General features: G+C 39.9%; 18 protein-coding genes. 6 read left to right on the forward strand and 12 right to left on the reverse strand.

The annotated features are described in order from the left end of the window. Positions 1-692 precede the first annotated feature (692 nt). From ACEW8U_RS03825 to ACEW8U_RS03845, 5 genes are all read right to left on the reverse strand, one after another. Positions 693-896: a hypothetical protein gene (locus ACEW8U_RS03825; protein WP_373520709.1), complete on the reverse strand. Its 204-nt coding sequence runs from the start codon at positions 894-896 to the stop codon at positions 693-695. A gap of 9 nt (positions 897-905) precedes the next feature. Next, positions 906-1334 (reverse strand): hypothetical protein, encoded by a 429-nt coding sequence (locus ACEW8U_RS03830; protein ID WP_373520710.1) that lies wholly within the window; start codon positions 1332-1334, stop codon positions 906-908. Between the two features lie 4 nt (positions 1335-1338). Further along, complete coding sequence (locus tag ACEW8U_RS03835) at positions 1339-2076, reverse strand: hypothetical protein (protein ID WP_373520711.1); 738 nt, start codon at positions 2074-2076, stop codon at positions 1339-1341. A 337-nt stretch (positions 2077-2413) separates the two neighbouring features. Then, the gene (gene secDF / locus ACEW8U_RS03840) at positions 2414-5377 is read right to left on the reverse strand and encodes a protein translocase subunit SecDF (protein ID WP_373520712.1); all 2964 of its coding nucleotides are present in this window, start codon (positions 5375-5377) and stop codon (positions 2414-2416) included. 78 nt (positions 5378-5455) lie between these two features. After that, on the reverse strand, positions 5456-5848 hold the full coding sequence (locus ACEW8U_RS03845; protein ID WP_373520713.1) for a hypothetical protein: 393 nt from the start codon (positions 5846-5848) through the stop codon (positions 5456-5458). 404 nt (positions 5849-6252) lie between these two features. On the opposite strand from ACEW8U_RS03845, the gene ACEW8U_RS03850 reads away from it, so the two are divergent. Further along, positions 6253-7104: a hypothetical protein gene (locus ACEW8U_RS03850; RefSeq protein WP_373520714.1), complete on the forward strand. Its 852-nt coding sequence runs from the start codon at positions 6253-6255 to the stop codon at positions 7102-7104. A 115-nt stretch (positions 7105-7219) separates the two neighbouring features. Here the strand turns inward: ACEW8U_RS03850 and udk are convergent, their stop codons facing one another. Together udk and ACEW8U_RS03860 are read right to left on the reverse strand one after the other, a co-directional pair. Beyond that, positions 7220-7837: a uridine kinase gene (gene udk, locus ACEW8U_RS03855; RefSeq protein ID WP_373520715.1), complete on the reverse strand. Its 618-nt coding sequence runs from the start codon at positions 7835-7837 to the stop codon at positions 7220-7222. A gap of 19 nt (positions 7838-7856) precedes the next feature. Beyond that, the gene (locus ACEW8U_RS03860; RefSeq protein ID WP_373520716.1) at positions 7857-8426 is read right to left on the reverse strand and encodes a non-canonical purine NTP diphosphatase; all 570 of its coding nucleotides are present in this window, start codon (positions 8424-8426) and stop codon (positions 7857-7859) included. A gap of 519 nt (positions 8427-8945) precedes the next feature. On the opposite strand from ACEW8U_RS03860, the gene ACEW8U_RS03865 reads away from it, so the two are divergent. Next, positions 8946-9518, forward strand: coding sequence for a TIGR00730 family Rossman fold protein (locus tag ACEW8U_RS03865; RefSeq protein ID WP_373520717.1), 573 nt, complete (start codon positions 8946-8948; stop codon positions 9516-9518). A 153-nt stretch (positions 9519-9671) separates the two neighbouring features. After that, positions 9672-9803, forward strand: coding sequence for a hypothetical protein (locus ACEW8U_RS03870; RefSeq protein ID WP_373520718.1), 132 nt, complete (start codon positions 9672-9674; stop codon positions 9801-9803). A 152-nt stretch (positions 9804-9955) separates the two neighbouring features. Here the strand turns inward: ACEW8U_RS03870 and ACEW8U_RS03875 are convergent, their stop codons facing one another. The 4 genes from ACEW8U_RS03875 to ACEW8U_RS03890 all read right to left on the reverse strand — a co-directional run bounded on the left by ACEW8U_RS03875 (position 9956) and on the right by ACEW8U_RS03890 (position 13336). After that, positions 9956-10438, reverse strand: a complete 483-nt coding sequence (locus tag ACEW8U_RS03875; protein ID WP_373520719.1) for a GAF domain-containing protein — start codon at positions 10436-10438, stop codon at positions 9956-9958. Positions 10439-10528: 90 nt separating this feature from the next. Then, positions 10529-11557, reverse strand: a complete 1029-nt coding sequence (gene ribD / locus ACEW8U_RS03880) for a bifunctional diaminohydroxyphosphoribosylaminopyrimidine deaminase/5-amino-6-(5-phosphoribosylamino)uracil reductase RibD (RefSeq protein ID WP_373520720.1) — start codon at positions 11555-11557, stop codon at positions 10529-10531. Between the two features lies 1 nt (position 11558). Further along, positions 11559-12371: a DUF4382 domain-containing protein gene (locus ACEW8U_RS03885; protein WP_373520721.1), complete on the reverse strand. Its 813-nt coding sequence runs from the start codon at positions 12369-12371 to the stop codon at positions 11559-11561. Between the two features lie 128 nt (positions 12372-12499). Continuing rightward, positions 12500-13336, reverse strand: a complete 837-nt coding sequence (locus ACEW8U_RS03890; RefSeq protein WP_373520722.1) for a DUF4382 domain-containing protein — start codon at positions 13334-13336, stop codon at positions 12500-12502. Between the two features lie 127 nt (positions 13337-13463). Here ACEW8U_RS03890 and dgt point away from each other — a divergent pair, with 127 nt between their 5' ends. The 3 genes from dgt to ACEW8U_RS03905 all read left to right on the forward strand — a co-directional run bounded on the left by dgt (position 13464) and on the right by ACEW8U_RS03905 (position 19414). After that, positions 13464-14816 (forward strand): dGTP triphosphohydrolase, encoded by a 1353-nt coding sequence (gene dgt / locus ACEW8U_RS03895; RefSeq protein ID WP_373520723.1) that lies wholly within the window; start codon positions 13464-13466, stop codon positions 14814-14816. Between the two features lie 490 nt (positions 14817-15306). Further along, a complete protein-coding gene (gene ileS, locus ACEW8U_RS03900; protein ID WP_373520724.1) occupies positions 15307-18687 on the forward strand; it encodes an isoleucine--tRNA ligase in 3381 nt (1126 codons plus the stop codon). Between the two features lie 76 nt (positions 18688-18763). Further along, positions 18764-19414, forward strand: coding sequence for a lipoprotein signal peptidase (locus ACEW8U_RS03905; RefSeq protein ID WP_373520725.1), 651 nt, complete (start codon positions 18764-18766; stop codon positions 19412-19414). Positions 19415-19443: 29 nt separating this feature from the next. Here the strand turns inward: ACEW8U_RS03905 and ACEW8U_RS03910 are convergent, their stop codons facing one another. Continuing rightward, positions 19444-20646, reverse strand: a complete 1203-nt coding sequence (locus ACEW8U_RS03910) for an MFS transporter (protein WP_373520726.1) — start codon at positions 20644-20646, stop codon at positions 19444-19446. Between the last annotated feature and the right edge of the window lie 50 nt (positions 20647-20696).

Here is a 20696-nt window from a genome sequence, read left to right on the forward strand (position 1 = left end):
AAAGTTGAAGTTGTTTGGCTCTAACTTCCGAAACGCTTGTACATAAAAGGATCAAAAAGATGACAAGGTGTTTTTTTCTGTTTTCCCTTTCAGCCAAAAAGAAATAAGGGATGCTAGCAAGCATCCCAATAATGATCAAAACATGATACCAAGTAATTGCATCCATATCCAAAAATTCAAGTTAATTGAAAGATAAAATTCAAACTCAATAAAACCAATTCTATCTATTTATATACTGGTTCCTTAAACACTCGCGGAGCATAAAATGCCAAACTCATAACAAGATACATTAAAGCTCCTAGGATATTTATCAAAAAATTTAGTTGGAGTAATAGTTCAAATTCCATCTTTTCAATGTAAAAATTAAAAGATAGAAAAAACAAAAGAGAGGAAGAATAAAAGAACATAAAAAAGGAAATTATCCAAAATTCAGGAACTGCAAGTAGATTTTTTTCCATATACCAATTTTTGAAAAAAATCCCATAAAAGTAGAGGAAACAAAGTCCAATGATAACTAAACTACAAAAAGCCAATGAATAGTGATGAAAAATACCAAAAGACTGGAAGAAAAGAAAATTGATAACACTCCCCGTGATAAAAGCTGACCACAAATATAAAACCAACTTCTTCTCTTTTTTTCCAGTGAATACCAAAGAAAAGAAATATAGTTTCAGTGACAAGCCAATTATAATTTACCCAACATTATAAATCAGGGTATTATTCTGACCTAAAAGCTGCTTATACTTACCCAAAATTTCCACTAATGAAATAAAAAGCAAAATCAGGAAAATCACCAAATGTTTTCTCCTGTTTTCAATATCTCCAACAAAAAAATAAGGAATGCTTAAGAACATTCCTAAAATGATCAAAATATTATACCAATAAAAGAGCTCCATTGAGATTATTTATGGTTGACAATCAGGAGGACAAACATCACCTGCATTTACCGGACTTTCACCACCATCTCTGCTCATTAGCATCATTTTGGAAGTCTCCTGAGTTTCATTTGACGCTGAGTAGATGTCTTCGTATTCTGTTTCGGTTTTGTTGCATGCCATCAAAGCAATAGAAACCCTTCCTACATAATCATGCTTTTTTCTCATGTCTTCGGGAAGCATTACAACATTTTTTTCGTCATACTGACCGAAATAGATTTTGATTCCCCCTTTATCAGGGTCAGTCATATCCAATAATTTTTCAAGGGTTTTTCGGTCAAACCAAACCCAGTCAGATTGTTCAGCAATCGGTTTACCAATTCCATTATAGGCTTTGATGCTTTTTTTAGCCGCTTTTTGATAAGCATTTCTAAATGTTTCTAATTCATCTCTGGTCATGTTTTTAAATTTTTAGAGGAAACAATAATATAAATGAAATTTTCGGAATAATTAAAAGAAATACCAAACCTGTTTTTTTGATGGTGGAATTTTTTTCAAGATGTGGAAAAAGAAATACAATCCCCAAAAAAAGATACATCATTCCAGCCATAAATCTATTGAAGCCAAATAAAACAGTCACATTTTCTACAATAAATGCGGGATTTAACTGATAAGTCCCAAACAATAGCAAAGCTTCACAGTAGAAAAATAAAAGTGTACTGCTGATCCAAAAATGGGGGATGGTCAGCAGGTTGTGGTCAGGATATAGCTGTAAGTTCAAAATGTTTTTTAACAATCGGATGGTAAGAAAAATAATAAAGACCCCAAAAGGTAACAGTGAGTAATATTGTAAGGAAAGAGCAATGGGCTGAAAGAATATACTGTTGACAAGACCCCATACCAAGATACTTATACTGATTTGTAGGATTCTTTTTTTGAACCGTGGACTCTTTTCGAGGAGATAAAAGTAGGCTATAATGAGTATGGATTCTATATACACCCATGATACATTGTATAAAAGGGAGTTGTTGATTTTTTGTCGTGCAGAGATCAGACCGAAGGACTCGAAAACCAATACCCAAGCCAGTATAACTACAATTAAGCGGTGTACTGACAACTCTTCTTTCTTAGTGGCAAACAAACTAAAAAAAGAGATTAATAAACTGACAGCTATCACCGTGTGATAAATACTTCCTAACATTTAATGGCAGTTTTCAATCTGCAAGGTAGGCTTAATAAAAAATCAAAAAAATCCCGTGTTCAGGGTATTTTTTCAAAAAAAACACAAAAAAAGGGAGATGTTTGGTCTATCTCCCTTTGAAATTTTCAACAATGATAGAATTCACGGAATTGAAATGACATCAAGTTTCTCGTCTTCCCGAGGCACGAGGAATCTCCAGCGGTACAAATAGGCATTTGAATTACAATGAAAATACATGACCCTTGTGGTTAAATTTATCATTTCCTGATCCTCGGGAGAAGCATGACGCCTGCCTGTCCTAGGAAGGGCTGCTCCGATTATGCCTTTTACGCATTTATCAAGCTGTCTTTTTAGCAGGGTCCTGTAGACTTTCCGCTGCCAGTTCTTTCTTCATCAAATCCACCACTATTGGAGATGCAATGTATATTGAGGAATAGGTACCAACCAATATACCAATGAACAAGGCGAATGAAAATCCTCTTAAGACTTCCCCTCCGAAGATCAATAATACCAATACCACTATCAAAGTTGTGAAAGATGTGATCAACGTTCTTGCCATGGTCTGATTGATGGCATCGTTGAACATGGTTACCAATTTTGAGGTTCCTCTGTATTCAATATTTTCCCTGATCCTATCAAATACAATCACAGTATCATTGATTGAATAACCTACCACCGTCAGCATTGCCGCAATAAAGACCTGATCGATCTCAAATGTAGCCCCAAGCGCACTTGCAATGGCAAATGCTGCAATCACAAAGAATACATCGTGAACCAAGGCAATGATAGATCCCAAGGAGAATTGCCACTTACGGAACCTTAAAAGGATGTATAAGAATATGGCTACCAAAGCAAAGAACATAGCTTCCGCAGACGACTTTTTGATATCATCTGCTACAGTAGCACCTACTTTTGAGGAACCCCTGATGACAAATTGTCCATCACCAATTTCAGTTCCTGTAGTAAGTGCTAAACCGGTTATCTTGGCGATTCCTTCTTTTACTTTGTTTTCAACTTCCGCGTTTGATTCATCATCATCTTCATTGATCAAATAAGAGGTAGTTATTTTGACGATGTTGTTTCCTCCAAAAGTCTTTACTTCCACAGAACCGTCAAATTCACCATCAAGTCCGACTTTCAGATCAGACTCCACCACAGGTTGGGAGAACTCTACTATGTAGGATCGTCCACCTGTAAAATCCACACCAAATTTCAATCCGTTGATGGCGGCAATGGCCAAACCGATCACAATAATTGAGGATGAAATGATATAGGCGATTTTCCTTTTGCTGAGGAAGTCTATGTTCAGGTTGCCCAATATATTACTGGCCCATGGAGTTGAGAAGGAAATATTGCTCTTGTCACCTTTTTTGGTAGACCAATGTACAATCACCCTTGTAATAAATACCGAAGAAAAGAATGAAGAGGCAATACCGATCATCAATACAATCGCAAATCCTTTGACAGGACCCTGACCCAAGGCATACAATATAGCACCGGTAAGGAATGTCGTGACGTTGGAGTCAAGGATTGCTGAGAAAGCTTTCTTATAGCCTTCATTGATGGCTGCAATCAATCCTGCGCCATTTCGGATTTCTTCTTTGATCCTTTCAAAAATCAGCACGTTGGCATCAATCGACATACCAATGGTCAATACGATACCGGCAATACCCGGTAATGTAAGTGCCGCACCCAACTGTGCCAAAATACCCAAGATAAAGAAGATATTGAAGACCAAAGCGGCAATAGCTACAAATCCACCTTTGGCATAATAGGCAACCATAAACATGACCACCAAAACTAATCCTGCCACCATTGAAATGATACCTTGACTTTGTGCTTCTTTACCCAATGTTGGGCCGATGATTGCTTCTTCTACGATCTTGGTAGGAGCAGGAAGTGAACCTGATTTCAGGATATTGGCCAAATCTTTGGCTTCTTCCATGGTAAAGTTCCCCGTGATTTCTGATTGCCCGGACGGAATCTCTCCCTGTACCATAGGAGCAGTATAAACGAAATCATCAAGAACAACTGCAATCCTTCTTCCAATACTTTCAGAAGTCAGTTTTCTCCATTTCCTCGCACCATCTGCATTCATCTGCATACTGACAGCAGGCCTTGAAGTCTGATCCAAAGTCTGACGTGCATCCGTGACTACATCACCTTCCAAAGGTGCCTGATCGCTTGTTCTGCTTATTTTGATCGCATGAAGCTCTAATAATTCCAAGTTATCTGATTTTTGAGGCTTCACTGACCATAAAAACTTAATATTTCTTGGAAGTAAGGATTTAACATCCTCACGAGCAAAAATCCTGTTGATCGCAACGGTATCCCTGATTTCATAAACCAGTCCTGCATTGGACTTGGTCAGTGAGAAGATGGGGGAAACCTGTGAAGAAAAATCATCAGGTTCAGTGGTCTCTGCCAATTGTCTTTCAAGTTCACTAGCCAAATCCTCTCCTTCAAGTTCAGTTGCCAGAGAATCAGTGGCGATTTCAGTTTTGGTGGCTTGGGACTCTGCCACCAATAGGCTGTTTACGGATTCCAGTTCTGCAAGGAATTCATTTACTTCAGCTACTTCCCAAAACTGCAATTTTGCTACTCCCTGTAATAAGTTTCTAACCCTTTCAGGATTGTCTACACCAGGTAATTCGATCTGAATTCTACCGGAACCTTGGATTCTTTGGATATTAGGCTGCGATGTTCCAAATCTATCTACCCTGGTTCTTAGGATATTGAAAGAACGCTCAATGGCATTTTCAACTTCCGTATCAATGATTTTGAGAATATCAGTATCTGAGGTCTCAAGAGATATTCTACCTCTATTGGCAGCCGTCGCAAATACCCCACTCAATTTTTGACCTGCAGCCTTATTTTGCCAAGCGCTGTAAAAAAGGTCAACAAATTTCTCATTGCTGGTTTTGGAAGCTTCTGATGCCTCATCTAAAGCAGCATTGAATACTACATCTTTACTGTTTCCGGATAGTCCTTTGACAATTTCCACGGGTGAAACTTCCAAGGTAACATGCATGCCACCCTGCAAATCAAGACCAAGTCCCAATTCTGTTTCTTTGATTTCCTTATAGGTGAATTTGGCACCTATGAAGTTATAAACCGGCTCCCTGTAAATAGAATCCAGGTAAGCTTGTTTTTTGGCAAACTCAACGTTGCCAGTTTCATCTGTGGCATATTCCACAGCTTTTTGGTTGATATTGTTAGATACAAATGTGAATGACAGGTAATATAGACACAATGCTGTGACCACCACTGTCAAAAACACGATAACGCCTTGGTTACGCATATTATTAATTGTTTTGTTTGATTACGATTGATTATTGTAAGCTCAGTAGAGCTTTGGGAATTAGAGAATTGTAAAAAATCAGGGAGCATTGGGAGAAATGATCCTTTCCAGTAATATTTCCCAGTAGGGAAGATTAACAGGAATAGATACTCCTAAGTCTGATACTGTTGGTTTTTCAAAAACCAGATTTTCATAAATCAGGTAAAAGACCTGTTGAGAAAGTACGGTAACAAAAGGCACTACCGCATCTATGGCAATATTTAAAAAAGTCTGATTGTCGGAAGATTGGTCCGCTTTGTTGGACTGTTCCTTCTTTACTGGAGAATTTTCCTGTGCTTGCTGAGGTAGGTATTCGGTTCCGGCTACAAGCATACAAAACAACATGGTCAACATCAAAGTGACGCGTTGTTTCCAGAGTTTTATATCTTTTCCTTTTTTTCTCACGGGCAGCAAATATAGAAAGATTTGCAAAGACAAACATAATTTGACCGAATAAAAACAATTTTCAAGATAATTTATTTGATAATCAGGTTGTTAACCGAGTAGATATGGAAAATTGGACCTAGGTCAGGTCCGTTTTCTACATTCGCGCAGTAGATATTTTGATTCAAAATATTTGAGGTTCGCAGCCTATAATTGATAGCCAAATGAAAGAATTTAGCAGTTTTTTCAAAAAAATGAAGTTTAATTCAAACAATATGAATTTTGAGTAATTATATTAAGAGAATATATTTTGTCAACCACTAATTTAATTTCTTATGAAAAAACAAATTTACCCGATTGCAATCTTACTTTCATTGGGATTCTTCTCTTGACAAAATGAAGACATTCAAAATGGTACGGAACTCGAAGAATTCTTAGACGGACACCCGGTTGTGTATTCAGATCAGAGATTTGATCCAGTTCCTTTTCAGCCTGTAAATGAATCGGCCAGAATTAACTCAGAAATTCCCTATGATATGGTATTGGTCAGTGCAACCTACATTACTGCCGAAGAAAGCGACGAGGTGGGCAGAACTTTGATTTTCACAGACCGAGGAAACAAACAACTTATTTTTGATTGGGCACCAAATTTAAGGATATCCGGGGAAACAGATATTTCATACTACATTGACAGATTTAGACCAGCTGCACCTTCCGGGTTAACTGTCAATGATACTGAACCGGCAATTGAAAATGCCATATCAACTTGGGAAAATGCAAGGTGTTCTAACATTGGCCTAAATAGAATCGGAAATGTCCCAATTGCTGTGGGTGTTGTAGCCGCACAATTTGGATTTGGGGGTGCAGCAGGATATATCGCTGATATCAACCATGCAGGTTGGATGCCACCTGCATTTTTTGATCAGATAGTACCTAACGGTTCGAGGTTTATATTGGGAGTAACATTTACATTTGCATTTAGAGATGCAGATGGCAATTTTGTGGACACCAACAATGATGGCAAATTTGATGTATCCTTAAGAGAAATATATTATAACAATAGATTTCTTTGGACAACCACAGGTAACCCAGGAACGGCAGATGTCCAAACAATCGTCCTTCATGAGATGGGACATGGATTAAGCCAAGAGCATTTTGGTGCAGCATTTGTTGCTAGAAATGGTCGACTTCGGTTCAGCCCTAGAGCGGTTATGAATGCATCTTATTCAGGAGTACAAAGAGATTTGGCTGGAACTGACAATGCAGGTCACTGCTCAATTTGGGGTAATTGGCCAAATAATTAAAACAATTATTTATAATAAAAAAAGGCTGTCCTGGGAATAGGACAGCCTTTTTTTATTTGAAATAATGATGCATAAGCGTAATTATATAAGGTTAATCAAAAAATGAAATATACAATCACTTTATTTTCGACCTCAAATATGTCCTAATCAAATCCAAAGCTCTGTCAAAATTATGGTTATTGGGTACGATTATGTCCGCATCGTGTTTGAAAGGCTCAATATATTTTTCATAGGTGGGCATCACATGCATTTCATACCTATAAAGCACATCATCCAAGTCATACCCCCTTTCTACTTTATCTCTGACTATCCGTCGTTTTAATTTGATGTATTCTTTGGCATCTATAAAAACTTTCAAATCCAACAAATCGGCCAATTCGGGATAGTACAATACAAAAATACCTTCCACAACCACAACCGGGGAAGGAGCAAACTCTAGCATTTTGGGCTTCTTATTTGGATTGTTGAAAGTGTACTCTTGACGGTAAACAGTTTCCCCACTTTGGATTTTTTTGATGTCCTCCGCGTATTGGGCAAAGTCTATGGAATTGGGTGTATCAAAATTGTGGACTCCTTTTTCGTCCATAGGCTGTTGATGACGGGGTCTGTAATAATTGTCCTGGGAAATCAAGCAAACCTGCCCAGGTTCAAAAGAGTGTAATAATTTGTCCAAAAAAAGTGTCTTTCCGGAGGCGCTTCCTCCTGTAATTCCAACTATAAAGGGTTTGCTCATGGAGGCTAAAATTAATAAATTATTTGAGAAAGTCTTCCAAAGCCTTTACAGCTTTGCCCCTATGGCTGATGGCATTTTTTTCCTCCATGGTCAATTGGGCGAAAGTTTTGTCAAATCCATTTGGCCTAAAAACAGGATCGTATCCAAAACCTCCTGAACCCACTAATTCATGAATGATCTCCCCTTCGGCAGTTCCCGCAAAGGAATATTCTTTCCCCTCCAAAATCAAGGCAACGACGGTTTTGAACCTTGCTTTTCTATTGGATTTATCTTTCATATTTTTCAACAACAAATCAATATTTCTGGAATCACTTCTTGGTTCGCCTGCATACCTGCCCGAATAAACCCCCGGTTCACCATCCAATGCTTCTACTTCCAAACCGGTATCATCTGCAAAACAGTCCACTCCGTAATGTTGGTTTACAAATCGGGCTTTTTGAAACGCATTGTGCTCCAAAGTTTCCCCAGTTTCCGGCAACTCCTCGTGACACCCTATCTCTTCCAGTGAAACGATTGTGAAATCAGGCCCTAATGCAGATTTTACCTCTTCGATTTTCTTTTTATTGTTTGTAGCAAAGCAGATTTTCATAAACCAAAAATAGAATTTTAAAATTATATATACATTGTGGAATTGTGGTAATGATGCAAGTAATCTGGTTTCCTTTGCTTATCGTGGCTGAAGTTGGAAGTAGGAAGTCGGAAGTCCGAAGATGACAAGGTGGTGCGTCATTGCGAGGAGCACTTGAGAAACTTTGATATTTTGAACAGTCCTTCGTGCGACGTGGCAATCTCCTTAGATGAAAGATGAAGGGGGGAAACAAAAAAAAACAATCAAAAAGTGTCAAGTAATTTCAGGACGCAACATGACATGGCCTGAAATGATAGTTTAATCATCTATAGGTTTAATTTACGTCTATACTGATAAGAAAGTGGTTTCCCAAAATACTTTGAGGGTAAGTTCAATTCGAATTATCCACCTTCTTCAAACCATTTCATGAATTGTTAATATAATTTCCCCAACTTCGGACTTCCCACCATTTTAAAAATAAAGTCATCTTATAGCTAAGAAACTGTTAAATCCATTTTATCATCTTCAAAAAAGCCCAAAATGAAAAAAATCACTGTTTACTGCGGATCCAATAAAGGTAAAAACCCTGCCTATGAGCAAGGTGTTTTGGCATTGGCCAAAGAAATGATCAGGAGGGATTTGGCTTTGGTTTATGGAGCGGGGAATGTAGGATTGATGGGAGTAATCGCTGATGCCATGCTGGCTTCTGGGAAAAAAGTATATGGTATTATTCCTCAAAAATTGGTTGACATTGAAGTGGCACATAAAGGTTGTACTGAACTTACCATAGTGGAAACTATGCGTGACAGAAAATGGCTGATGGCGGAGCGAGGCGATGGTTTTATTGCCATGCCGGGAGGTATTGGCACCTTTGAGGAGCTTTTTGAAATTATGACACTCAACCAATTGGCCTATATCCAAAAACCTCTTGCTCTGTATAATGTCAATGGGTATTATGATGGGTTGATTACATTTTTGAACCATGCGGTCCAAGAGGGATTTCTCCACAAAGCCCAATTAGACCTTTTGATTGTCAGTGATGACCCTGTTGAAATGTTGGATAAAATGGCGGCATTTGATCCGAAGTATTTTGAGAAGTGGGAGGTGAAGTAGTCGGCAGTCGCAGTTTTCAGTAGGCAGTTACATCAGGTTACTCGTCATCCCGAGTCTCCAACATTTTTGAAATGTTCAGAAAAGGAATGACATCAAGTTACCCCCTAGGCATCCGTCATTCTGAGGTACGAAGAATCTCCAGAGGTTCTATTTATGTTCAATTTATCATTTACAGTTCCTCGTGAGACCCTTCTCCCGATAGCCATCGGGATCAGCAAGACGGCTGCTCCGATTTATGTCATTGGTAGGCACGAGGGATCTCCAGCGGTACAATTAGACGGTTGAATTACTGAATAAAACATAGAACCTTTTGGGTCAAATTCATCCTTTTTCTGAACCTCGTGAGATGCTTCTCTACGTTCAGCATGAAGTTCCAAAATTTGTCATCTCGAGTAATAAAAATTGGCATTTACAAAAAACAAAATGACATTTAATGATTAAGCATTTTTATCCAAAAGTTTCATCAACTTTTCCAAATAAGACACATCATGTTGGTCAAAATCATCCAAAAGGTCACTGTCCACATCTAAGACAATCCAAACCTTGTCTTCTTTGAATCCCGGAACTACGATTTCTGATTTGGAGGCAGAACTGCAGGCGATATGGCCGGGGAAGGCTTCCACATCGGGCACCAATTGGGTTTTGGCTTCCTTCCAAGCTGTCCCGCAAACACCCTTTCCGAAATTGATCCGGGTACAGGCTAATGGTCCCTGAAAGGGGCCAAGTACCAATTGTTCACCTTTGACCAGATAAAATCCGACCCAGAAAAAGCCAAAAGCTTCTTTCAGTACTGCGGCCACATTGGCCAGATTGGCACATACATCCGATTCAGAAGAAATCAATGCTTCAATTTGTGGGAGTAAGGCCTGGTATTTTTCAGCTTTGGTAGCTGCTTCGGGTAAAAAGATCGATTCGGACATTTTTTTATAGATATGAGACGTGAGATGACTTGCCATGAAAGATAAGGCAGTATTTAAAGATTTGGGATAGGTTCAGTTTCTTAGCGAGTTTTAGGAAATTGGCCTTGTTATGGTTAGTAAATCTCCCATAATTTCCATTTCATTAATAATACTTCCATGGATTTTTGGTGCAGGAATCCCACTTCCAAATTGAACCTGTCCAGTAAAAACTCTCGCTTCATCCCAAAGGTTCTCTTGGATAAACTTATTGAGCAATTGGGCACCGCCTTCTACTATGAGACTTTGGATTTTCCTTTCATACATGTCTGTCAGGATTTCTTTAAGATTAAATCCAATAGGAAGCTTTACCCTTTCCAGATTATCTGATTTTTCACTTTTTACCTGATTGTAGCAAATAGTGGCTTGTCTTTGGTCAAAGAGATGTAGACCGTTATCAAGGGTCAGGTTCCTATCAACTACTATCCTTATGGGGTTTTTCCCTAGCAATTCGCGGACATTCAATTGGGGGTTGTCATATTTGGCAGTGAGTGTACCCACCATAATGGCATCTTCCTCAGATCTCCATCTATGTACCAATTGGCGGCTGTAGGGATTGCTGATCCATTTGGAATCAAAATTTTCCCTGGCTATAAAGCCGTCTTTGGTCTGTGCCCATTTTAAAATAATGTAAGGTCTTTTCTTTTCCATGAAAGTAAAAAACCTCTTGTTCTGCTCTCTTACCTTTTTATCCAATACACCGGTGACCACTTCAATTCCTGTATCCTTTAAGATCTGAATGCCTTTGCCACCTACAAGTGGGTTGGTATCCACAGTTCCGATGACCACCTTTTTTACCATTTTCTCCACCAGAAGATTGGCACAGGGAGGTGTTTTTCCCCAATGGGCACATGGTTCCAATGTGACATATACTGTGGATAAAGGTAGTAAATCAGGGTTTTTGACGGATGCTACAGCATTTGGTTCGGCGTGTGCTTTGCCATATTCCTCATGGTATCCTTCACCGATTATTTTATCATCATGGACTATCACACAACCCACCATAGGGTTTGGACTTACAGAACCTAAGCCCTGGGATGCCAGTTCAAATGCCCGGAGCATATATTTTTCGTCCTGATTCATTTTATGGATTTAGGCGAAGGTTTATTTCTTCCAGTTGAGTCCTCTGACGGGGTTCTACAATGACATTTCTTATGGTGTCCGGTAAAAATTCATTACTGAATGGATAGATAAAAACCGTAACCTCACCTGTTAATCCCCTGAGTAGAAAATTCCCCTGCATATTCTGGGTAGTACTTGCCAAGGTATCAAGCCCCTGGATGGCCAAGATCAGTGATTTTTGGCGCTGCGGGTTTTGGCCCTGCGGGCGAATTACGCCTGCGATCTCTCCTGTATTGAGGCTTGTAAATGTCCTGAAATCAGGGGCCAATATAAATTCTCCCTGACTTCCTCCCGTAAGCAGGATTGATTCCAAGGTATTGAAATCAATAAAAACATCATGGGATATACCGCCATCCAAGGGAATACTCACCGACATGACAGGTTTTTCAGCGGATGCATCTACAAACCTAGGAACCAATCTGTCTCCTCTTAGGATGAGGTAATTGTCATCACCCAAATCAAGTTTCAGCTCGGTAATCGCACCTGCCAAAAACTCACCTCTACCAATCAGATATTGTCCTGTATGGACCAAAGTGGATAAGTTAGCCTGTTTATTGGCCTGGAGATTAGGTAAATAAACCGCCTCAGCATTGTCCTGACCTCTTGTTCCTGTTACTTTTACCTCCACTCCTAATATTTCTATTCCCACTTCTTCAAAAAAACCTGGAGTGCCTACCAGAAACACATTGACCAAAGCAGTTGATCTTTCCTCAGTCCCTGAACAGCCAAAATTCAGGATTAGCAGTAATACGATAAACAGTTGTTTAATTTTCACATTTCAAAAATAGGAAAGATAGAGGAAAGATAAGTTAATATGAGGCCTGAATAAAAAAAAAGCCCAGGAAGCCATATCCTGGGCATAAACAGGGGAACTAAAGTGTCACCATTTGTCACCCAAAAAAATTAATCTTCAGAATCGCTTGATTCTTCGACCACTTCTAATTGTATAGGATCAATTAAAGTGACTTTACCTGTTTCAGTTTCCACTGCTTCTAGAGTTACTCCTAAATAACTTTCATTCGGAACAATTTCAAGTATATAACTACCGGTTTTTAATCCCCTCAAAACAAATTTTCCACTTTCATCTGTGTATGTTCCCAAAGTTTCATCGCCCAAAACTGCTGTGACTTCTACAGGTCCAGCTTCCAAAGGCAGAATGGTTCCTTCAATAGTTGATGATTCTTCTGCTACAACCCGTAAGACTGGCTTCAAGATATATTGACCGGAATTACCGGCCCTTACAATAGATTGTGAAGCATCAAAATCAATGATCAGATCGTAGGAAATTCCAGGATTTAAAGGCTTATCGATTTTAAGTTTCAATCCACTTTGCTGCGCACTAGGTGTACTTAAGTCTATCCTTTGTCCGTCCTTGATAATATAGTTGTCATCTCCCAACAAAAGTCTGATTTGGGAAATTTCTCCAGCCGGCACTTCGATTTCGCCTAAATGAGCTGAATTTCCGCCAACCAATGATAACAAGTTAATTTTTTGGTCTTCACTTTCATGGGCAAGGTTAATCCATGAACTGCCATTTTCCTCACTACCTCCTTTAGGTAAAATTTCGACAGCCAATACTTCAACCCATACTTCGTCATAGTTTGCGGGTGCATCAATGAGATATACATTTACCTTTGCATTTCCATCAGGAGAGGTGATCTGCTTGTTTTGCATGTCGCAGGAAACTGTCAAAAACAATACTGCCAGTCCCATAAACAGGGAATTAATTTGATTTTTCATAGGGATTATGTTTTAGGTGATTAATTTTTTATTCAAACAATTATTCAATCATTGTGCCAATTGGGGCCTTCCTTTATTTTTTTACCTAAGATTAGCTTGTAAACAATTAGCTTTAGTAATTTTGTCCATGATGAAATGGGAAAAATTATTATCATCGGGAAGATTTGATCCCACCAAAAGGGAAAATCAGGCACAGGATTCTTTCAGAAGTGAATTTGAAATTGACTATGACAGGATCATCTTTTCTGCACCTTTTCGAAATCTTCAGGACAAAACACAGGTATTCCCTTTACCGGAACATGATTTTGTCCATACCAGACTGACCCACAGTTTGGAGGTTTCCAGTGTAGGCCGTTCTTTGGGCAAATCTGTGGGGGAATATTTGGTGGATAAATATCCCAGCCTACTTGAGATTGGTATCCATTCCTCTGACATAGGGGCGATTGTAGCTGCGGCCGCCCTGACCCATGATATTGGCAATCCCCCTTTTGGACATGCAGGCGAGGAAGCCATCTCCGATTTTTTCAAACATCATGCTTATGGTGTATTATGGAAGGGACAGGTCAAGCAACAGGAATGGACGGATCTATGTAATTTTGAAGGCAATGCACAGGGCTTTCGGATGTTGGTAGCACAGAATAATGGACTGAAGCTTTCCTATGCCACACTAGCCTCTTTTACAAAATATCCAAGACCGGCACAGGTATTTGATAGGGATCTCCATAGAAGGAGCCAAAAGAAATTTGGTTTTTTTTCTGATCAGATTCAGGATTATATTCACTTATCGGAAATTTTAGGATTGGAAAAATCCAGTCCGGATTGCTGGCTTAGGCATCCTTTGGCATTTTTGGTTGAGGCTGCGGATGATATCTGTTACAGTATTATTGATTTGGAAGATGGTTGTACTTTGGGCTTGGTATCATTTGAGCAGACCAGTGCTTTGATGGCAGAAATTCTCGGAAAAAGATTCAAACCCGAAAAACTAGAAAAATATACTACCCAGACACAAAAACTTGCCATCCTTAGGGCCATGACCATCGGAAAATTGGTGGAAGAGTGTGTTATTGCTTTTTGCCAAAAGGAGGAGGAAATGCTTAGAGGGGATTTTGATCAGGCTTTGACGGATATTATTCCTTCCGCAGCAGCTTTGGCCAAAATATCTGAGCTATCTGTTCAAAAGATTTATCGCTCAAAACCGGTGCTGGAAAAAGAGGCAGCGGGATTTCAGGTATTGGAGGGTTTGCTGGAGGTTTTTTCCATGGCCCTGAATCATAAGTTTTACCAGACAGAACTTTATTCCGGTAAAGATAAAAGTATCCTGAGATTATTGCCCGAGGATTTTCCTATGGAAGGTTGGGGAGAAAATGTCAACCCTTATCCCATGTTGAGGGCATTGATTGATTTTGTTTCGGGAATGACAGATAAATATGCATTGGCACTTTATAGAAAGGTTAAGGGGATTGCTTTGCCGGGGGCGTAATATTGGCGAGTAAAGCGTGAATAAAAAATCGGTCGTGCCGATGGCACTTTTGGTTCTGTATTTCCAATTTGAACCCGGCAATAAATTACCGGGCTATAATTTCGGTCATGCCTACGGCATTTTCCTCCTTTTATTCCCCTCCTAGCTCCCTTAGTATCCAATGTATCTGGTTTATCCAAACCAAACATCTGTCCTCGGTCATCCGACATCTGACCATTACAGCAATAGGATTTAGGATAGTTTTGCTCATGTTTGAAAATTATTAAGTTAAACATAACCAATAAATTTAAGCCTCTAGCTGATGCTAATCAATTTTCTGATTATCTATCCCTAATACTCCAAATTATCTTAACTTTGCGCCTGCCTTTTTTGCAAAGGTACTTTCCAAAAGGAATTGGATATTGAATTGCCCAAGAAGGTGAATGGCGGACAAAAGTGAATTGTGGGTTATCAGCACACCTTTAAATTAATAATAATACAAAGGAATACCGTGAAAAAATACCAGGAGTACAAACAAGTAGATTATCCAAAGATAGGAGAGGACATCCTGCAATACTGGAAAAAGAACGATATTTTCAACAAATCCGTGGCCAACAGGGAAGGTGCGGAGACTTTTACTTTTTTTGAAGGCCCTCCTTCTGCCAATGGCACACCGGGAATCCACCACGTGATGGCCCGTGCCTTAAAGGACATTTTCTGCCGTTACAAAACCCTCAAAGGTTTTCAGGTCAAAAGAAAAGGCGGTTGGGATACCCATGGACTGCCTGTGGAATTGCAGGTTGAAAAAGAACTGGGCATCACCAAAGAGGATATCGGCAAGAGTATCTCGGTCGAAGAATACAACCAAAAATGCCGTGAGACGGTCATGCGATTCAAAAATGAATGGGATGACCTGACTGAAAAAATCGGTTATTGGGTGGATTTGGATGACCCATACATCACATTTGAATCAGACTATATAGAAAGCCTTTGGAGTTTACTGAGAAAGCTTTATGACAAAAATTTGCTCTACAAAGGCTACACCATTCAGCCTTATTCCCCTGCCGCAGGTACAGGACTCAGTTCTCACGAACTCAATCAGCCAGGAACTTATAAGGATATAAAAGACACCTCTGTCACTGCACAGTTTAAGCTGAAGGTTGAGGAAAACACTTTTATTTTGGCTTGGACCACAACACCCTGGACCTTGCCTTCCAATTCCGCATTGGCTATCGGGGAAAACCTAGATTACGTAAAAGTGAAAACTTTCAACCCCTACACCTTTGAACCGATGACCGCTATTTTGGCGAAGGCCAGAATGGGGGCCATGTTCAATCCAAAGGCCAAAGAAATTTCCTTGACTGACTACCGAGCTGGAGATAAACTGATTCCGTATGAATTAATAGCAGAATTCAAAGGGAAAGACATGTTGGGATGGGAATATGAGCAATTGTTTCCGATCGCAGATATTGCCTTACCTCATCCTGCATTTACTGTTATTTCTGGAGATTACGTAACCACCGAGGATGGAACGGGCATCGTTCACCTGGCCAAGGCATTTGGTGCAGATGACTTCAGGACTTTGGTGCAGAACAATGTACCGGGGGTATTTGTCAAAGATGAATTGGAAAACGATATCCCTGTTGTGGACAAAAGAGGAAAGTTCCTTCCTGTGGTAGGCGAATACCTTGCAGCTAAAATGCAAGAGCATGGCATACTCGCCCACAAAACATTTGGTGTGGATGACTTTTATGTAAAAAACTACACCAATGATGATGAGAATGCTGCTGATTTCAAAAATACGGACATCATCATTTCCATTATCCTCAAAAATGAAAACAAGGCCTTTAAGGTCGAAAAATACGAACACAGTTATCCACATTGTTGGAGAACGGACAAACCGATTTTATACTATCCATTGGAAAGCTGGTTTATCAAGACCACTGCCTATAAGGACAGATTGGTTGAATTAAATAAAACCATCAACTGGAAGCCGGAGGCCACGGGAACCGGTCGATTCGGTAACTGGCTCGAGAACCTAGTAGATTGGAACCTGAGTAGATCAAGATTCTGGGGTACTCCACTACCGATCTGGAGAACGGAAGATGGCACTGAAGAAATGTGCATCGGCTCTATAGCAGAATTGGAACAGGAAATAGAAAAATCAATTGCGAAAGGCTTTTTGGAAAAGTCGCCATGGGAAGGAAAAGAGATGGATCTGCACAGACCCTATGTGGATGATGTGATATTGGTTTCTGCCAAAGGTCAAAAAATGTTCCGTGAGCCCGATCTGATTGATGTGTGGTTCGATTCTGGGGCGATGCCCTATGCCCAATGGCATTATCCTTTTGAGAATGAGGATACTTTCAAAGCCAACTATCCGGCCGATTATATAGCCGAAGGTGTGGATCAGACTAGGGGGTGGTTTTTTACACTTCATGCGATAGCAGGAATGCTCTTTGACTCTGTGGCTTTTAAAAATGTCATAGCAAATGGACTTGTTTTGGATAAAAACGGAAACAAAATGTCCAAGCGATTGGGCAATGCAGTTGATCCTTTCAAGACATTAAAAGAATATGGTCCTGATGCCTTAAGATGGTACATGCTTAGCAATGCCAATCCTTGGGACAACCTCAAATTCAGTCTGGAAGGCGTAGCGGAAGTGCAGAGGAGATTTTTTGGAACCTTGCAGAACACTTATAACTTCTTTGCCCTTTATGCCAATCTAGACCATTTTGTCTATGAAAAATCAAAAGCTATTCCGGTAAAACAGCGTGCTGAACTGGATCAATGGATCATTTCCAAGTTGCAGACTTTGATCTCCGAGGTAGAATCTGCCATGGACAATTATGACGCGACCAAGGCCACCCGTGCAATCATGAACTTCACGGTGGATCAATTGTCAAATTGGTACGTGCGATTGGCAAGGAAAAGGTTTTGGAGAGGTGATATGAATGATGACAAACAGGCTGCTTACGAAACCTTGTATGAATGTCTGTTGAGCTTGACACAATTGATGTCTTCATTTGCTCCGTTCTACACGGATTGGTTGTACAAGAACCTGACAGCCTCTTCGAAGAACAAATTGGAGTCTATTCACCTGACAGATTGGGTTGCAGCTGATGCAGATTTAATCAACAAGGAATTGGAAGAAAGTATGGATCTGGCGCAAAGGATATCCTCACTGGTCCATTCACTGAGGAAAAATCCAAAAATAGGTATCAAGGTACGTCAGCCTTTGCAGCGGATTTTGGTTCCGGTTTTGAATAAAAAAACAAAAAGACAGATACAGCACTTGGAAGAATTGATCAAATCTGAGGTGAATATCAAAGCTGTCGAATATATTGATGATGCCTCAGATGTACTGGTGAAAAGCGTCAAGCCTAATCTTCCTTTACTTGGAAAGAAATTGGGGCCAAAGATGCGATTTGTAGTAGCTGCCATCAATTCTTGGGGAAAAGCTGAAATAGCTGAAATTGAGAAAAACGGAAAAATCACGGTTCGGATTGAAGATGGCAATATTGAATTGCTTTTGGAAGAAGTACTGATTAGCTCACAGGATATTCCAGGCTGGTCAGTTGCTACTGATCAGGGTGTCACCGTTGCTTTAGATGTTACCTTGACCGATGAACTGAGACAGGAAGGAATAGCAAGGGATTTGGTAAACAGGATTCAAAATCTTCGTAAAGACATGGGATTGGAGGTACAGGATAAAATCAGGATCAAAGTGGTCAAGCATGATGATTTAGTCAATTCCGCTTTAACAAATTTTGCGCATTATATTCAAACTGAAACCCAAGCGTTATCATTGGAAGTCAATGGCAAAGTGACTGATGGAGTCTTACTGGATATGGATGATTTCGAGTTGATGGTAAAGATTGAAAAAGCTTAAGTAATTAAATAATCACGCCACAGATAGCTGGGATATAAAAAATTTTCCCTAAATCTGTGGCTTTGAATTGATATCGATGAAGTATTTCAAATATTTTGGCATTGCCTTATTGGTGATTATTATTGATCAAGCTGTGAAAATGGTTGTCCATTATCAAATGGACTTTGGTACCCCCGGGCAGATCAAAGTGATAGGGGAATGGCTTAAGCTACACTACACCACCAATCCCGGAATGGCCTTTGGCATGCAGCTTGGTTCTGAATATGGAAAGTTAATCCTGACTTCTTTTAGGTTGGTAGCCATGTTTGGGATTGGTTATTACCTATACCATATCATCTCCAAAAAAATGCATACTGGATATATTTTCTGTATATCCATGATTTTGGGGGGCGCTATCGGAAATCTTATCGATAGTGTTTTTTATGGTGCTTGGTTAGGCAATGCCCCTTATAATGCACCAAGCCCTTGGTTTCATGGCCAGGTGATTGACATGTTTTACATTGACATCTGGGAAGGTTATATTCCTGATTGGGTCCCTTTATGGGGAGGAAGCTATACCGCACTTTGGCCGATTTTCAATATTGCCGATGCTTCAATATTTGTTGGAGTAGCCATCATTCTGATTTTTCAGGGTAGGTTCTTCAAAGAGGAGCTGGCAAAGACAACCAAGAAAGAGGAAGAAGACGAAATCCAACGCCAGTTTATTGAAGGTGAGGAGAAGGAGTAGTTCCTTTTATTTCTTGAGAATAGGTCAGTTTATTGATTCTTCATTCTGATTGCGATTACCAAAGCAGAAGCTAAGGTAAGGAATGCAATTGTAAAGATGGAAGCCTCCAGTCCCAAGGAATCAGCTATTAATCCTGTTAGAATAGCTCCAATGGCATAGCCCATATCTCTCCAAAGTCTGAAGACCCCTACCGAATTTGCCCTGTCTTTTGGATGGGTATTTTCTGCAACTGTTGCCAGGAATGTGGGGTAAACCATGGCTGTTCCCCAACCAAGTGCTGCTGAAAGAATGATATAATGGGTAAGACTGTCAGCAAACAGGAACAGTCCTAAAGCGATTGCCTGAAGAAACATTCCCGAAAACAAAAGGTATTTTTTATTGTAGATGTCTGCCATCTTCCCAGTAAATAGCTGTCCGAAACCCCATACAGCTGGATAAATTGCTGTGACAACCCCAATTGCTTCCAATGAGAATCCTTTGGAAGCCAAAAGTATTGGAAAGATACCCCAAGCCATACCATCATTAAGGTTATTGACCAATCCTGCTTGGGTGACCGCACCTAGATTAGGATGCTTCCAAGTGGTTTCCAAGAATATGTTTTTCAACATTGGCATATCTGAAAAACTATTTTCAGCAGCTACATGCTTCCTGGTATCCTTGATGAAAAATATACTTCCCAAAAGTCCAAGCACCGCCAAGGCAATACCAAGTATAAATGGATATGGCCTGAGACCATATTCAGCTGCGATATACCCGGTAAGAAAAGCCACCAAAGCCACTGCCAAATACCCGGCGAATTCGTTCAGCCCCATTGCTAAGCCACGTTGCTTTTCACCTACCAAGTCAATTTTCATCACAACAGTACTGCTCCAGGCCAAGCCTTGGTTGATGCCCAAAAGCACATTGGCAGCAACTATCCAATCCCAAGAAGGTGCGTACATGAGCATAAAGGGTACAGGAAGACCAAAAATCCAACCGATCACCAAGAGATTTTTTCGCCCGATTTTATTGGCAAATGCCCCGGCAAAATAATTGGATATAGCTTTGACAATGCCAAAAACAACAATGAATGAAAGGATAGCAGTCTTGGCAGCAATGGCAAATTCCACTTCTGCAATCTGTGGAAGGATGCTTCTTTCCAAACCCACCATTCCGCCCACAAAAGCATTGATAATCACCAGAAGCGTAAATTGCTTCCAGTTTTCCTTTAATCCCAATTGTACTTTTTCCATCAATAATGAATCTGAATACAAAATTCAGCATTGGGAAAAGGGAATCCTTT

It is taken from the genome of Aquiflexum sp. (genome assembly GCF_041751335.1).
Lineage (GTDB): Bacteria > Bacteroidota > Bacteroidia > Cytophagales > Cyclobacteriaceae > Aquiflexum.

Excerpts from the sequence above, each read along its gene's own strand:
- ACEW8U_RS03825 (WP_373520709.1), bottom strand. The coding sequence starts at position 896 with ATGGAGCTCTTTTATTGGTATAATATTTTGATCATTTTAGGAATGTTC.
- ACEW8U_RS03830 (WP_373520710.1), bottom strand. The coding sequence starts at position 1,334 with ATGACCAGAGATGAATTAGAAACATTTAGAAATGCTTATCAAAAAGCG.
- ACEW8U_RS03835 (WP_373520711.1), bottom strand. The coding sequence starts at position 2,076 with ATGTTAGGAAGTATTTATCACACGGTGATAGCTGTCAGTTTATTAATC.
- secDF (WP_373520712.1), bottom strand. The coding sequence starts at position 5,377 with ATGCGTAACCAAGGCGTTATCGTGTTTTTGACAGTGGTGGTCACAGCA.
- udk (WP_373520715.1), bottom strand. The coding sequence starts at position 7,837 with ATGAGCAAACCCTTTATAGTTGGAATTACAGGAGGAAGCGCCTCCGGA.
- ACEW8U_RS03860 (WP_373520716.1), bottom strand. The coding sequence starts at position 8,426 with ATGAAAATCTGCTTTGCTACAAACAATAAAAAGAAAATCGAAGAGGTA.
- ACEW8U_RS03865 (WP_373520717.1), top strand. The coding sequence starts at position 8,946 with ATGAAAAAAATCACTGTTTACTGCGGATCCAATAAAGGTAAAAACCCT.
- ACEW8U_RS03870 (WP_373520718.1), top strand. The coding sequence starts at position 9,672 with ATGTTCAATTTATCATTTACAGTTCCTCGTGAGACCCTTCTCCCGATA.
- ACEW8U_RS03875 (WP_373520719.1), bottom strand. The coding sequence starts at position 10,438 with ATGTCCGAATCGATCTTTTTACCCGAAGCAGCTACCAAAGCTGAAAAA.
- ribD (WP_373520720.1), bottom strand. The coding sequence starts at position 11,557 with ATGAATCAGGACGAAAAATATATGCTCCGGGCATTTGAACTGGCATCC.
- ACEW8U_RS03890 (WP_373520722.1), bottom strand. The coding sequence starts at position 13,336 with ATGAAAAATCAAATTAATTCCCTGTTTATGGGACTGGCAGTATTGTTT.
- dgt (WP_373520723.1), top strand. The coding sequence starts at position 13,464 with ATGATGAAATGGGAAAAATTATTATCATCGGGAAGATTTGATCCCACC.
- ACEW8U_RS03905 (WP_373520725.1), top strand. The coding sequence starts at position 18,764 with ATGAAGTATTTCAAATATTTTGGCATTGCCTTATTGGTGATTATTATT.
- ACEW8U_RS03910 (WP_373520726.1), bottom strand. The coding sequence starts at position 20,646 with ATGGAAAAAGTACAATTGGGATTAAAGGAAAACTGGAAGCAATTTACG.